Genomic DNA, 13,682 nt, shown 5'->3' with positions numbered 1-13,682 from the left:
CAGCGTACGCATCCGGGGGCGAGGCTCGGACCACGAGCGCCCCGCCCGTGCGCAGCGTGAACCCACTGTTCACCTGACGGTCCCCACGCATTCACGATGCCCTGCGAGCCTCGGCACGAGCGGGGGCGTGTCTCCCCGTCACGTATGCCGCCCACGCACCTCGCGGTGGCACGCTGTTCCGACACGACCGCGCCGTGACGGCGCCACGACCGCGCCTCACGGCACGACCGGCAACCGACAGGAAGACCATGCGCGACCAGTTCCACGAGGACCTCGACACGATCTCGGACCAGCTCGTCGAGCTGACCCGTCTCGCCGGGTCCGCCATCTCCCGCGCCACGACCGCGCTCCTCGACGCGGACGTCCACCTCGCCGAGTCGGTCATCGAGGCAGACCGCAAGCTCGACGACATCCGGATCGAGCTCGATGAGCTGTCGATCGACCTGCTCGCCCGGCAGCAGCCCGTCGCCACCGACCTGCGCATCGTCGTCACTGCCATGCACATGAGCTCGGACCTCGAGCGGATGGGCGACCTCGCCCGGCACGTCGCCAAGGTCGCCCGCCTGCGCACGCCCGAGTCGGCCGTGCCCGCCGAGCTGCGCTCGCACATCCTCCAGATGGGCCAGGTCGCCGAGTCCATCGTGGCCAAGTGCGGCTCGATCATCGCGAGCAAGGACGTCGCCGCGGCCATCGCCCTGGAGAAGGACGACGACCAGATGGACGAGCTGCACCGGCAGCTCTTCGCCGCCCTGCTCGACGAGAACACGTCGTGGTCGCGCAGCAGCATCCTCGACCTGACCCTCGTCGGCCGCTACTACGAGCGCTTCGCCGACCACGCCGTGTCGGTGGCCCGGCGCGTCATCTACCTCGTCACGGGTGAGTACGACCAGACGGTCGACCACGAGGACGAGGAGGACGAGGAGACGGTGGCCGACCTCGAACGCGGCACCACCGTCTGACAGCTCCACCCTCTGACCCCTCCACCGTAGAGAGGCCAGGAGTCGTGGGACTTCTGGCCTCTCGACGGGTGGTCGGGCCTGTGGCCGGGGTGGGTCCGGGTGGTCAGCGGCCCTGGTTGGCGACGGCCGCGGCCGCCTCGGCTGCGGCCTCGGGGTCGAGGTAGCGCCCGCCCCGGGTCACGGGACGGAACTGCTCGTCGAGCTCGTAGACGAGCGGCATACCCGTGGGGATGTTGAGGCCGGCGATGTCGTCGTCGGAGATCTCGTCGAGCGTCTTGACCAGGGCCCGCAGCGAGTTGCCGTGGGCGGCGATCATGACGGTCAGGCCGTCGGCGAGGTCGGTCTGGATCTCGGTCTCCCAGTAGGGCGTCATCCGCTTGACGACGTCTTTGAGGCACTCGGTGCGCGGCATCGCCTCGCCGAGGCCGGCATAGCGCGGGTCGTCGGTCTGCGCGAACTCGTCGTCGAGGTCGATCGGCGGCGGCGGCACGTCGTAGGAGCGGCGCCAGAGCATGAACTGCTCCTCGCCGAACTCCTCGAGGGTCTGCTTCTTGTTCTTGCCCTGCAGCGCGCCGTAGTGGCGCTCGTTGAGGCGCCAGTCGCGCTTGACCGGGATCCAGTGCCGGTCGGCCGCGTCGAGCGAGAGGTTGGCCGTGTTGATGGCCCGGCGCTGCACCGACGTGTGCACGATGTCGGGCAGGATGCCGGCCTCCTTCAGCTGCTGCCCGGCCTTGACGGCCTCGGCGCGGCCCTTGTCGGTGAGGTCCACATCGACCCAGCCGGTGAAGAGGTTCTTGGCGTTCCAGTCGCTTTCGCCGTGGCGGACGAGGACGAGCGTGTAGGTCATGGCGGTCAGCCTAGCGACGCCCGCTCAGCCGCCCGAGCCGTCGTCCAGCAGGTGACGGAACGCCTCGAGGTTGCGGGTCGACTCGCCCCGCGACACCCGCCACGCCCACTCCTTCCTCATCGATCCGAGGAAGCCGAGGGCGAGCAGCTCGTTGAAGACGTCGTCGCTCGCGGCCAGCACCACGCCGAAGAGCTGGTCGAGGTGCTCGGCATCGAGGGCCGCGGTCGGCACCTCGCCGCGCAGGTAGACGTCGCCGTCGGTGTCGATGGCGTACGCGAGGCCCTGCAGGCGGAGGTTCTTGCGCAGCAGGGTCCGGTAGAACACCTCGTGGTTCTCGTCGGGGTTGCGGATGACGAAGGCGCTGAGGCTCGTGGTCCGGTCGCGCACGAGCAGGGAGAGCACCGTCTTGAGCTTCTTCTCGCCGGGCAGCGTGACGACGTACTCCCCCGAGCGCCCGCCGAGCTCCCACTCGAGGCCGACGGAGCCCAGGTATGCCGTGAGGCGGGCCTCCGCGTCCGCCGCCGGGGAGCCCGCCTGGTCGGGAGTGGTCACGGGATGACCGCCGTCGGCACGCCGACGAGGTTCTGGCCCTCGTCGATGGGTGACTCGTTGGAACCGTTGGCCCGCTCGCGGATGGCCTGCCGGTAGACGTCGAGGAGGCGGTCCGTCGTGGCGGACCACCCGAACTGCGCGGCGTGCTCGACCGCGGCGGCGCCGAGGTCGAGACGGCGGGCGTCGTCGCGGAGCAGCCCCTCGACCGCGTCGGTCCAGTCGGCGATGGCGTGCCCGTCGACGAGGACGCCGGCCTCACCGACAGCCGTCGGCAGGCCGCCGACGTGTGCGGCGACCACGGGCGTGCCGCACGCCTGGGCCTCGATGGCGACGAGGCCGAACGACTCGGAGTAGCTCGGCACGAGGACGAGGTCCGCGGCGCGGTACCACTGCGCGAGCACCGGACGCGGTGCAGGCTTGACGAAGCGCACGACGTCGTCGATGCCGAGACGGCGGGCGAGCTCCTCGAGCTCGTGCGGCCGGGTGAGTCCGCTGCCGCTCGGGCCGCCGACGATGGCAACCGTGACGTGGCCGCGGCGGGCCGGGTCGCGCGCCACGAGCTCACCGGCGACGCGCAGCAGCACGTCCGGCGCCTTGAGCGGCTGGATGCGGCCGACGAAGAGGAGCAGCTGCCCCTCGACGGGCAGGCCGAGCTCGCGCCGGGCGCCGGCCCGGTCACCCGGCGTGAAGATCTGGAGGTCGACGCCCGGCGGCACGACGGACACCTTGGCCGGCGGCGCGGCATACAGCTCGATGAGCTCACGCGCCTCGTCGTCCGTGTTGGCGACCAGGCGGTCCGCCGCCTCGACGACCTGCACCTCTCCGATCTCCCGGCCGCGCGGCTCGGGACGGTCGCCGTCGGCCAGGTGGAGGTTCTTGACCCGGGCCATCGTGTGCATGGTGTGGACGAGCGCGACGCGCCAGCGGTCGGCGGCGAGCCACCCGACCTGGCCCGACAGCCAGTAGTGCGAGTGGACGAGGTCGTAGTGGTCCTCGGGGACCGAGAGGCCCGCCTGCATGATGCCGGCGGAGAAGGCGCAGAGCTGGCCCGGCAGGTCCTCCTTGGCGAGGCCCTCGTAGGGGCCGGCGGTCACGTGGCGCACACGCACACCCGGGACCAGGTCGGCCTCGACGGGCGTCTCACCGGTCGTGCGGCGCGTGAAGATGTCGACCTCGACGCCCCGGGCCGCGAGCTCCTTCGCGGTCTCTGCGACGTAGACGTTCAGGCCGCCGGCATCGCCCGTTCCGGGCTGCTCGAGCGGTGAGGTGTGGACGCTGATCATCGCCACGCGTCTCGGCTCCGCCGTCATCGACGTCCTCTCTTCATCTGGCCATGCTCCTGCCTGACCACTCCAACCGACAACCCGTCTCGCGCCCTGCCGATTCCCGGGGCGGGGCGCCGCGACCTCGCCACGCTGTCACACCGGACCACGACACCCCTCGACCGACCGTCCGGACCTGCCATCAGGGTCACGGGCCGACGCGTAGGCTGCCCACGTGGCCGGCCGAGGACGTCCCGTCGGGACCATCACACGAGGCACGACGAACCCCAACCGGCTGCGTCGGTGCGACCGATGGATCGCCGGCCCCGAGGCGTGGCGGCTCCGGCGCAGCCCGACCGCCCCGGTCGTCGTGGACCTCGGCTACGGGGCGTCGCCCATCACCGCGGTGGAGCTGCACGACCGGCTCCGTCGCGTGCGCGCGGACGTGCAGGTCGTCGGCGTCGAGATCGACCCCGAGCGGGTCACCGCCGGACGCCCGCTCGAGCGCGAGGGGCTCACCTTCCGGCTCGGCGGCTTCGAGGTCCCTCTGGACGATGGCGCCCGCCCCACCGTCGTGCGCGCCTTCAACGTGCTGCGCCAGTACCCCGAGGAGGAGGTGCCAGCCGCATGGGCCCTGGTGCAGGGACGCCTCGCACCGGGCGGCCTCCTGGTCGACGGGACCTGCGACGAGATCGGGCGCCGCGCTGCATGGGTCGCCGTCGACGCGACCGGCCCCGTGAGTCTGACGATCTCCCTGCGCATGGGCGGGCTCGAGCGCCCGTCCGATGTCGCGGAGCGCCTGCCGAAGTCGCTGATCCACCGCAACGTGCCGGGCGAGCCCGTCCACGCGTTTCTTGCGGACCTCGACCGCGCCTGGGCGCGGAGCGCGCCGCAGTCGTCATGGGGTGCCCGGCAGCGTTTCCTCGCCATGGCGGGAGAGGTGCGCGAGCGCTGGCCGCTGCTCGACGGACCACCTCGCTGGCGACTCGGCGAGCTCACCGTGGACTGGTCCGCTGTCGCACCGCTCGCCCGCTGAGCCAGCCCGTTTCGCGCGGGTTCGGCCCGGTTCGGGCGGGTTCTGCGCGCCGTACGGGCGCTGATTCGGTACGTCGTGTCGCGGTCGCGCGCCGTGCTGCCGGCGTACGATGACAGCCATGTCGCACGGCGGCATGGCTGCGTCGGGGCCCGGTCATGCAGTGGGGTTCTACGAGCTCGACAGTGAGGGTATGGACGCGGTCGCGCGCTTCGTCGCGTCCGGGTGGGACCTCGATGAGTGCGTCGTCCTCGTGTGTACGCAGGCGCACCGCTTGGCTGTCGACGACCGACTCGTGAGCCAGGGCTATGACCCGCTCGCCCGCGCTGACGCGGGCCGCTACCTCGTCCTCGACGCGCACGAGACCTTGCGTGAGCTGCTCGTCGAGGGCCACATCGACCCCGAGCACTTTATGGGACGGGTCGGCGAGGTGCTGACCGAGGCGTCGGCCGCGGGCCGCCCCGTCCGTGCCTTCGGCGAGATGGTCGCCATCCTCTGGGAGGACGGCGAGGTCGATGCCGCCATCGACCTCGAGCTGCTCTGGAACGAGATCCTCAGCGAGCACGAGTTCTCCCTCCTCTGCGCCTATCCCACGGACACACTCGACCGCGCCGAGCTCGTCGACGTGCGTCGCGTCTGCGACCTGCACACCGACCTGACGTCCACGGGCTCTCCCGAGACGACCGACACCGCTGCGGCGGCGGGGGGCCACGCCTGCTCGCGCGTCTACCTGCCGACGCCCGAGTCGGTCCCGGCGGCCCGGCACTTCGTCGTCGACGTGCTCCGGTCGTGGGGGCACGACGAGCTCGCCGCCGACGCGGCCCTCATCGTGTCCGAGCTCGCGACGAACGCCCTGCACCATGCGGCCTCGCCCTTCCGCGCCGTGGTGGACCGGCGCCGGGGTGGCCTGCGCATCGGCGTCGAGGACGCGACGCGCACGCCCCTCGAGCGTCGGGAGGCCGCCGGAGACGACATCAGCGGACGCGGGGTCACGATCGTCGAGGCGCTCTCGCGGCGCTGGGGCTACAGCCCGGTCCCCGGCGGCAAGGTCGTCTGGGCCGAGCTCTCGCTCAAGGCGAACCCGACGCGCGCCGGCTGACGCGGGTCGGCGAGCCGCGGGAACGCACCACGACGGGGTACACGTATGCCGCCGGGCCGGGCCCGGCGGCATACGTGGTGTGGCGTTGTGGGCGCCGGCGTCAGCGGACGTAGTCGTCCTCGAGGCGCTCGATGTCGGTCTCGTCGAAGTGACCGAAGCCGACCTCGAGGAGACGACCGGGCTCGTCACCCGAGTTGCCCATACGGTGGATGGCCCCGCGGGGCACCCACACGGTCTCACCGGGCTGCGCACTCCACGTGTTGTCGTTGACCGTGACGTCGATCGGCACGTCGAGGACCTGCCACATCTCGCCCCTGTGGTCATGACGCTGGAGGGAGAGCCGGTGTCCGGGCTGCACCGTGATGATCTTGACGGTGACCTGCTCGTTGGAGACGAACTGCTGGAACTCACCCCACGGACGCTCCGCGACGAAGATGTCGTCGGTCGGGTTGCGGTCGCCCAGGTCGTAGTCGTCCGGCGTGTGGCTCGGGGTCGACTCGTGACGGTGGCCGTGGGCGTCGAGCTCGTGTTCGACGACGGCAGCAGCGGGCTGCTGGTCGGACATGGTTCTCCTATCGGTTGTGAGTGCACCAGTGTGCCGTACGCGGCAGACCCGGTGCCCCCAGCGCTGGCGCGAGGGTCACCAGCCGGTGTTCGAACGACCCCCGAGGCCACGCACCTGGCGCAGCGCGGGACGCACGTCGGCGAGGTACACCGCGGCGCCGACGAACGCGATCAGCCCGAAGAGGTTGAGCGGGTTGAAGAGCGTGACGAAGCCGATCGCCAGCGCGACGCCGAGCAGGACGAGCCAGAAGGTCCGCGTGCGTTTGCCGGCGGCCACGTAGGCGTTGTCGGGGTGGCGCAGGGAGTCCACGAACGCGAACACCTCGCAGCCCAGGGCGACGGCGCCGAGGATCGTGAGGACGACGCTCTGGAATCCCGCGTACAGCTGCATGGGGGAAGCGTAACCCGGCCGTATGCCGCACGGGTCCGGTCCGAGGGTGGTCTCCGGGGCCGTGGGCGCAGGGTCAGGCGTCGACGACGAGCGTGACGGGCCCGTCGTTGACGAGCGAGACCTCCATCATCGCGCCGAACCGGCCCTGCTCGACCTCGAGACCGCGGGCCCGCAGTGCGGCGACGAGGTCGGCGATGACGGGCTCGGCGACCGGCCCGGGCGCGGCGGCGCTCCACGACGGCCGGCGCCCCTTGCGGGTGTCGGCGTACAGGGTGAACTGGCTGACGACGAGGACGGGCGCCCCGGCATCGGCCAGGCTCTGCTCGTCGCGCAGGATGCGCAGCTCGGCGATCTTGCGGGCCATTCGGTCGACCTGCTCCGGGCCGTCGTCGTGCGTCACCCCGACGAGGGCGAGCAGGCCGGGTCGCTCGATCGCGCCGACGACCTCACCGTCGACCTCGACCCGCGCGTTCGTGACGCGCTGGAGCACCGCCCGCATGGCGGCCTCAGACGCCCACGGCGACGACCGCACCGACCGGCTGGCCGTGGCCGAGCACCGGCTGCCGCTCGAGCACCGCGAGCACCTCGTCACCGCCGACGCCGATGCGGCGCAGGACGGCCGCGAGCAGGACGCTGCGCGCGCGTGACGATCCGTCGGCGACCTTGATTGCGATGCCGCGGCCATCGCGCAGGCCCACCGCATAGACGGCCTCCGCGCCGTCCTTGGCGACGAGCCCGTCGATGCCTCGGATCAGCGCGGTCACGTCGCGGTGGGCTCCGCCGAGGTACTCGGGGAACTCGCGGATGGCGGTGGCGACCTTGGCTTCCGGCCCCTCGGTGGCGGCGGCGAGGCGCCCGAACGAGTGGGCCAGGGCGCGCAGCGGCACGGCGTGGATGGGGGCCCCGCAGCCGTCGACGGCCACCGCGCTGGGCTCGACACCGGTCAGCTCGCGCACGGTGTCGGCCACGGCGACCTGGAGCGGGTGGGAGGGGTCGCGGTAGGTCGCCAGGTCCCAGCCGTTGACGACGCACGTCGCGAGCATCGACGCGTGCTTGCCGGAGCAGTTCTGCACGATCGACTGCTTCGGCCGGCCGTCGGCGATCCACGCGGTGCGCGCGGCGTCGTCGTACGGGTAGTCCGGGGTGTTCTGCAGGTCGGTCTCGGTCAGGCCGGCGCCGGCGAGGATCTCCCGGGCCGCCTCGACGTGGAAGGGCTCGCCCGAGTGGCTCGCGCACGCGAGCGAGAGCAGCCGGCCGTCGGTCTGCAGGCCATGCCGCACCATGGCGAGCGCCTGGAGCGGCTTGCTCGAGCTTCGCGGGAAGACGGGACCGCTCGCGTCGCCGACCTGCAGCTCGACGGAGCCGTCGGGCGCGGTGACGACCGCGGTGCCGTGGTGGACCGACTCGACGAATCCGCCACGGACGACGTGCGCGACGACCGGCGCGGCCGCGACGGCTGCGCTGGCGGGGCTGGTGGACAGGGACGCATGGTGTTCGGACACGTCCCGCAGTATGCCGGAGCGCCCGTGACCTGCCCGCGCCCAGCCCCGGCGACAACGACGAGGCCGCCACCCGGGTGGGTGACGGCCTCGTTCCTGCTGGTCGGTCAGGCCTTCTTGGCGGCCTTCTTGGCGGCCTTCTTGGCAGGGGCCTTCTTCGCGGCGGTGGTCGTCGTCGCCTTCTTGGCCGGAGCCTTCGTCGAGGACGCGGCGGACGAGGCGGACGAGGTGCGGGCGGCGACCTTGCGGGTCGTCGTGGCCTCGGTCTCGTTGGCCTTGCGCGTCGCTGCAGCCTTCTTCGCGGTGGACGAGCGGACCGCCTTCTCGTGCTCGGCGGTGCGCTTCGGCGCGACCGGCGCGGCGGCGGACTCGATGGCGTCGGCCGACGTCGAGACCTGCGCGCCGACCTTCGAGGCGTCCTTGACGACGACGTCGAGCAGGCTCTGCGCGACCTTCTCGCCCTCGCTGACGGCGGTCTCGGCGACGTGACGGCCGCGGGTCACGGTTGCGGTGCCGCGCTCGGCGAGGTCGAACGCGGTGCGCTCGCTCTGGGCGCGCAGGTCGGTGACGACCTTCTCACCGCGGGCCGCAGCGGCGTCGTACTGGTCCTTGGCGTTGCTCGCGATGACGAGACCCTCGTTGAGGACGCGGGTCGGGAGCTCCTGGGCCTGCGCGACGAAGCGGTCGGCATACTTCGTGGCGAGCTTCTGGAGCTCGAGCGTGCGGCCCTGCAGGTCGGCGATCCGCTTCTGAAGGTCCTTCTGGAGCTGGTCGGTCTCCTTCTTGGCGCCCTTGCGCACGTCGACGCCCTTGGCCTGCCGGCGGGCGGCCTCGAGCTGCTCGCTGGCGGCGCGGACGGTGTCGATCGCGATGTTCGCGGCGCCGACGACCGCGTAGAACGGCGTCGGGTCGACCGTGACCTCGGGCAGCTTGCCGTCGAGGTGGCCGAGCTGGCCACGCACGTCGGCGACAACCGCCTCGGCCTGCTTCTGGGCGTCCTTCACGGCCTGGGTGATCTTCTTGTTGAGAGCCATGCTCAGTTCTCCTTCTCGTTGAGCTCGGGGGTCGCGTCAGCGGTGGCGCTGCGCGACGGGCGCCGGCGGGGTGCTGCGGCCGGCGCGGGTCTGGTCCTGGGCGTGCTTCGGGACGTCGTCTCGTCCTCGCCGACGAACGACAGGTAGATGTCGACGAGCACCCCGCGCTGCCGGTCGGTGAGGACCGGGTCGGCGGCGATGGCGGAGAGGACGTCGGGCGCGGCCGCAGGGTCGTGGTCGGCGACCCTCTCGTCGAGGATGCCGGCCCGGACGTACAGCGACTCGGCGGAGACCTGCAGTCCCTTGGCGATCTGCTGCAGGATCTCGGCGCTCGGCCGCTTCAGCCCGCGCTCGATCTGCGACAGATAGGGGTTGGAGACGCCCGCCATCTCGGCAAGCTGGCGCAGCGACAGCTGGGCACTCTCGCGCTGCTCGCGCAAGTAGGCCCCGAGGTCGGGTAGCGGAAGCTTGCTCACACCTCCATTGTGCTAACTCGAGCAAGCAAAATGCAAACTCCGGACAGCGTGACCCCGCCCACACCGTTTCGCGCGCTCATGATCCGAGCGCGCGAAGCATCACTCGCACGCGCGGAGTTTCGCGCGCCCCGGGACGGATCGCGCGCTCATCGCATGAGCGCGCGAAACATGGCTGAGCTCAGCGGGTGCGGCGGTCCTTGATGGCCAGGACCGCACGGGCCTCGGTCGTCGACATCGGCGGACGCTGCATGATCGTCGCGATCTGCGCCGCGCGGGCCACGAGCTCGCTGTTGTGCTCGACCGGCCGACCCTTGGCGTACATGAGGTTGTCCTCCATGCCCACGCGCAGGTGACCGCCGGCCGAGAGTGCCGCGGCGAGGATCGGCAGGTGCGCGCGGCCGATTCCGGTCGCCGACCAGCTCGTCACCTCGGGCGGCAGCATCGCGACGCCGGCGAGCAGCGCCTGCGGCGTACCCGGCATCGAACCCGGCACCCCGGTCACGAAGTCGACGTGCACCTTGCCGCCGAAGGGGAGGCCGCACTCGTCGATGAGCCGGCGCAGGGCGTGGACGTGGCCGAGCTCGAAGAGCTCGAACTCCGGCACGACCTCACGCTCCTGGGCCTGCGTGTAGAGGTCGACCATGAACCCCCACGGGTTGAGGAAGACCCCGTCGCCGAAGTTCGTCGTGCCGCACGTCAACGAGCACGAGTCGGGGTCGGCGTCGAGGACCGTCAACCGCTGCTCGAGCGGGTCGGTGATCGAGCCGCCCGTCGAGAGCTGGACGACCAGGTCGGTCGCCTCGCGGACCCCGGCGACGGCCTCCTTGAGGAACACCGCGTCCAGAGTGGGCTGGTGCTCGCGGTCACGCACGTGGATGTGGATGAGCGCCGCACCGGTGCGCTCGCACGCCACGGCGGTCTCGACCAGCTCCTCCGGTGTCGTCGGGAGCGCCGGGACGTCCGCCTTCGCGGTCTCGGCGCCGGTCGGGGCGACGGTGATCAGGGTGCTCGCGGCGGTGCGTGCGGTGCTCATGCCGCACATCCTGCCAGCGCCCGGGACGCCCTCGGTCAGGGGGCGACGATGGTCGTCTGCGCCGCCGACAGGTCCTCGACGAGCAGCTCGAGCGCGGGGTCGGTGTTGCGCTTGATGAGGGCCAGCGCGATCGGCCCGTCGACGTGGTGACGGCCCACCGACGTGACGTGGCCGACGACGCGGTCACCCGCGCGGACCTCGCTCCCCCGCGCCGGCAGGACGTGTCCCGAGCCGTCGAGGTGGAGGAACACGAGACGCCGAGGCGGCCGCCCGAGGTTGTGCACGCGCGCCACGGTCTCCTGCCCGCGGTAGCAGCCCTTGTGCAGGTGCACGGCGGTGCGCAGCCAGTCGACCTCGTGGACGATGGTGCGGTGGTCGGTCTCGAGACCGAGCCGGGGACGCCAGGCCGCGATACGCAACGCCTCGGCGGCCCAGAGACCGGCGAGGGGCCGATCCGCTACTGCCGCAACGAGATCCGCGCGCGGCACGATGACCTCGCGCCAAGCCCGCTCGGTGCCGGGGTGCTGGTCGACCGGGCCGTATGCCGTCGTGTCGCCGACGAGGTCGGGCCACGGGTCGCGCCACGCGAGCGGCTCTCCGGCGGCCGACTCACTCGCGTGCGGCTCACCGAGCACGGCCCAGGCGTCGGTGACGAGCGCGACCTCGACCCGCAGCATGAAACGCATGCGGTCGAGCCAGTCGACGAGCGCCTGGCCGGCGCCGGGCTCGGTCGTGATCCACGTCGTCTCGCCGTCGTCGACGACGTGCAGGGAGTGCTCGACGTGGCCCTTGGGGGAGAGGATCAGCGCCTCGCGTGACTGGCGCGGCTCGAGTCCGAGCAGGTGCTGCGTGGTCAGCGAGTGGAGCCAGCTGAGCCGGTCGGGGCCGGTCACGGTGACGACGTCGCGGTGCGACAGGTCGACGACGGCGAGGCCCTCCTCGAGGAGGCGCTGCTCGCGCATCGGGTCGCCGTAGTGCAGGGCGACGCTCGCCTCGAGACCCTCGCCGGCCACGCCTCCGGGCCGTGACAGCAGTGGACTCCTCGATGCCGTCGGGGCCGTCGGGGCCGTCGGGGGGGTCGGCCGGGTGGGCAGCTCCACGTCGCTCATGTGGGGTGGAACGCTCACGGCGTACGCCTCATTCCACGCGCTTGAGGGTGGCGGACACGTGGCTCTGGAGCTCCTTGCCGACGGCAGCCATGTCCATGACCCACATCAGCTGTGACTCGACGAGGCCGTACATCCGCGTCGCCGCGTTGTACTCCTTTGCCCCGGGCGAGCGCAGTACGCCGTCGGTGCGCAGCTGGATCTTGGCCGGCTCGATCTGGCCGTAGTAGAGCTCGAGGATGCCGGTCGGGTGTGCGAGGAGCAGCTCGACCTCGCCGTTCTCGAGCGGGCGCCAGAAGCCGGACTCGACGGCGGCCGGTCGCACCTTGGCGCCGTTCTCGGAGTCGAGGATCCACGCCTTGCTCTCCCACTTGAGGAAGCCGCGCCCGTCGTGCGTCACCTCGACCTCCTGGCCGAAGTGCGCCGACTCGATCGTCGGGTAGCCGACGACCCCGGCGCCTTCCCAGCGTCCGATGAGCCACGCGAGGGGGCGCAGCGGCTCCGGGATGTCCTGGTCGAGGTTGAACATGCGCCCGATCGTAGCCTGATCCCATGGACTCCCCCGCGCGCTCACTCGTCGTCAAGGTCACCGCCGGAACCGAGGCGCCAGAGCGTCTCTCGCAGGCGTTCACGGTCGCCGCCACGGCCGTCGCGAGCGGGGTCGACGTGTCGCTCTGGCTGACCGGCGAGTCGACCTGGATGGCCGTCCCCGGTCGTGCCGAGCAGTTCGAGCTGCCGTATGCCGCCCCGCTCGTCGAGCTGCGCGACGCGGTGCTCGCGGGTGGCCGGCTCACCGTCTGCACGCAGTGCGCGGCCCGGCGCGAGCTCAGCGAGGAGCAGCTGGTCGAGGGCGCCGTCATCAAGGGCGCGGCCGTCTTCGTCGAGGAGGTCCTGACGCCGGGCGCCCAGGCCCTCGTCTACTGATCCGTCAGGCCCCGACGTCTGGCCTCAGACGGTGCAGAGCGCGGGTCAGGTGAGGACGGAGAAGACGTGCACGACGGCGCCGACCGCGAGCACAGAGCCCGCGCCTGCCCCGATCTGGCCGCGCAGCGTCAGCATCGCGGGCTGGAGCGCGAGGACCCTGCGGAACGACCACGAGACGGTGCCGACGGCGGCCCCGATGCCGACAGCCTCGAGCGCACCGACCTCGGCGACGCGAGTGGTCGCGACGACGGCGGCGAGCACGGCAACCACGAGCGCGACGGCTCCGAGCAGCGGCGCGGCGGCCCGCACCCCGGCCAGCAGGTCGGTGACGACGGCGGCGCCGACGGCGGCCATCGCCACGACTGCCACCGCCTGGCCACGGTCGCTGTTGGCGGCGACGACGGCCGTGGTGCCCGACGCGATGATGACGAGCCCGCCGAACGCCGACAGGAGCGTCAGCACGAGCCCCTCGCGGCCGGTACGGCGCACGAGCTGACCGAAGAAGGCGAGCACGACGCCGAACGCGGCGGCGGCCGGCACCCACAAGAGGTCCTCTCGGAGCGCGCTCAGCACCATCGCGACGGCGGCGACGGCGAGCACCCCGGTCGTCGCCGACGGCGTGAACGACCCGGTGAGGACGGGCCATCCCCAGGCGACCGCGAGGGCCAGCACCAGCGTCACGGCCAACGTGGCGGCATACCCGGTGCCCTGGGCGACCAGGAGCGCGACCGCGGCGACGAGCGTGGCCGCGACGCTCGCCCAGCGGACGCGGTCCGCGCCGACCGGCGTGAGGGGCAGCCGGAGCGACCCGCCGAGGACGCCGCCCGGGACGTCACGCGAGGCCCCGTCGTCGTCGGGGCCGGGCTCGCGGAGGGCCGCACTGTCCTCAGGCACGGGGGCCAT

17 protein-coding genes are annotated in these 13,682 nt (G+C 72.2%); 4 read left to right on the top strand and 13 right to left on the bottom strand.

Annotated features, from left to right (window positions below; translation table 11 throughout):
• The first annotated feature begins 248 nt into the window (after positions 1 to 248).
• Positions 249 to 959: a phosphate signaling complex protein PhoU gene (gene phoU, locus H9I49_RS21650; RefSeq protein ID WP_188032482.1), complete on the top strand. Its 711-nt coding sequence runs from the start codon at positions 249 to 251 to the stop codon at positions 957 to 959.
• A 103-nt stretch (positions 960 to 1,062) separates the two neighbouring features.
• Here phoU and H9I49_RS21645 read toward each other — a convergent pair whose 3' ends face one another.
• The 3 genes from H9I49_RS21645 to mshA are packed head-to-tail and all read right to left on the bottom strand — an operon-like array spanning position 1,063 to position 3,668.
• Positions 1,063 to 1,806: a phosphoglyceromutase gene (locus H9I49_RS21645; RefSeq protein ID WP_188032481.1), complete on the bottom strand. Its 744-nt coding sequence runs from the start codon at positions 1,804 to 1,806 to the stop codon at positions 1,063 to 1,065.
• 24 nt (positions 1,807 to 1,830) lie between these two features.
• Positions 1,831 to 2,358, bottom strand: coding sequence for a YbjN domain-containing protein (locus H9I49_RS21640; RefSeq protein WP_188032480.1), 528 nt, complete (start codon positions 2,356 to 2,358; stop codon positions 1,831 to 1,833).
• The gene (gene mshA / locus H9I49_RS21635; protein ID WP_188032479.1) at positions 2,355 to 3,668 is read right to left on the bottom strand and encodes a D-inositol-3-phosphate glycosyltransferase; all 1,314 of its coding nucleotides are present in this window, start codon (positions 3,666 to 3,668) and stop codon (positions 2,355 to 2,357) included. The genes H9I49_RS21640 and mshA overlap by 4 nt, the downstream gene beginning before the upstream one ends.
• 187 nt (positions 3,669 to 3,855) lie before the next feature.
• On the opposite strand from mshA, the gene H9I49_RS21630 reads away from it, so the two are divergent.
• Positions 3,856 to 4,656 (top strand): class I SAM-dependent methyltransferase, encoded by an 801-nt coding sequence (locus H9I49_RS21630; protein ID WP_188032478.1) that lies wholly within the window; start codon positions 3,856 to 3,858, stop codon positions 4,654 to 4,656.
• Between the two features lie 118 nt (positions 4,657 to 4,774).
• Complete coding sequence (locus H9I49_RS21625) at positions 4,775 to 5,752, top strand: MEDS domain-containing protein (protein WP_188032477.1); 978 nt, start codon at positions 4,775 to 4,777, stop codon at positions 5,750 to 5,752.
• A gap of 100 nt (positions 5,753 to 5,852) precedes the next feature.
• Here H9I49_RS21625 and H9I49_RS21620 read toward each other — a convergent pair whose 3' ends face one another.
• The 9 genes from H9I49_RS21620 to H9I49_RS21580 form a co-directional block, all read right to left on the bottom strand.
• Positions 5,853 to 6,317, bottom strand: coding sequence for a phosphomannose isomerase type II C-terminal cupin domain (locus tag H9I49_RS21620; RefSeq protein WP_188032476.1), 465 nt, complete (start codon positions 6,315 to 6,317; stop codon positions 5,853 to 5,855).
• Between the two features lie 75 nt (positions 6,318 to 6,392).
• Positions 6,393 to 6,707 (bottom strand): DUF2516 family protein, encoded by a 315-nt coding sequence (locus H9I49_RS21615; protein WP_188032475.1) that lies wholly within the window; start codon positions 6,705 to 6,707, stop codon positions 6,393 to 6,395.
• A 73-nt stretch (positions 6,708 to 6,780) separates the two neighbouring features.
• On the bottom strand, positions 6,781 to 7,206 hold the full coding sequence (gene dtd, locus H9I49_RS21610) for a D-aminoacyl-tRNA deacylase (RefSeq protein ID WP_188032474.1): 426 nt from the start codon (positions 7,204 to 7,206) through the stop codon (positions 6,781 to 6,783).
• Positions 7,207 to 7,213: 7 nt separating this feature from the next.
• A complete protein-coding gene (locus tag H9I49_RS21605; RefSeq protein ID WP_370587691.1) occupies positions 7,214 to 8,209 on the bottom strand; it encodes an asparaginase in 996 nt (331 codons plus the stop codon).
• 104 nt (positions 8,210 to 8,313) lie between these two features.
• A complete protein-coding gene (locus H9I49_RS21600) occupies positions 8,314 to 9,240 on the bottom strand; it encodes a hypothetical protein (protein WP_188032473.1) in 927 nt (308 codons plus the stop codon).
• 2 nt (positions 9,241 to 9,242) lie between these two features.
• Positions 9,243 to 9,716 (bottom strand): helix-turn-helix transcriptional regulator, encoded by a 474-nt coding sequence (locus H9I49_RS21595; protein WP_188032472.1) that lies wholly within the window; start codon positions 9,714 to 9,716, stop codon positions 9,243 to 9,245.
• Between the two features lie 178 nt (positions 9,717 to 9,894).
• A complete protein-coding gene (locus H9I49_RS21590; protein WP_188032471.1) occupies positions 9,895 to 10,749 on the bottom strand; it encodes a 3-keto-5-aminohexanoate cleavage protein in 855 nt (284 codons plus the stop codon).
• 35 nt (positions 10,750 to 10,784) lie between these two features.
• Positions 10,785 to 11,858: a folate-binding protein YgfZ gene (locus H9I49_RS21585; RefSeq protein WP_255524190.1), complete on the bottom strand. Its 1,074-nt coding sequence runs from the start codon at positions 11,856 to 11,858 to the stop codon at positions 10,785 to 10,787.
• Positions 11,859 to 11,886: 28 nt separating this feature from the next.
• Positions 11,887 to 12,384: an FABP family protein gene (locus H9I49_RS21580; RefSeq protein ID WP_188032470.1), complete on the bottom strand. Its 498-nt coding sequence runs from the start codon at positions 12,382 to 12,384 to the stop codon at positions 11,887 to 11,889.
• Between the two features lie 23 nt (positions 12,385 to 12,407).
• On the opposite strand from H9I49_RS21580, the gene H9I49_RS21575 reads away from it, so the two are divergent.
• Positions 12,408 to 12,779 carry a DsrE family protein gene (locus tag H9I49_RS21575; protein ID WP_188032469.1) on the top strand — a complete coding sequence of 124 codons (372 nt, stop codon included), beginning with the start codon at positions 12,408 to 12,410 and terminating at the stop codon, positions 12,777 to 12,779.
• A gap of 45 nt (positions 12,780 to 12,824) precedes the next feature.
• On the opposite strand, the gene H9I49_RS21570 is transcribed toward H9I49_RS21575, so the two are convergent.
• Positions 12,825 to 13,682 (bottom strand): hypothetical protein, encoded by an 858-nt coding sequence (locus tag H9I49_RS21570; protein WP_188032468.1) that lies wholly within the window; start codon positions 13,680 to 13,682, stop codon positions 12,825 to 12,827.

The sequence above is a fragment of the Terrabacter sp. MAHUQ-38 genome (genome assembly GCF_014518425.1).
GTDB lineage: Bacteria > Actinomycetota > Actinomycetes > Actinomycetales > Dermatophilaceae > Terrabacter.
The sequence above is the reverse complement of the archived record's forward strand: the minus strand, read 5'-3'. Positions and strand labels throughout refer to the sequence as shown.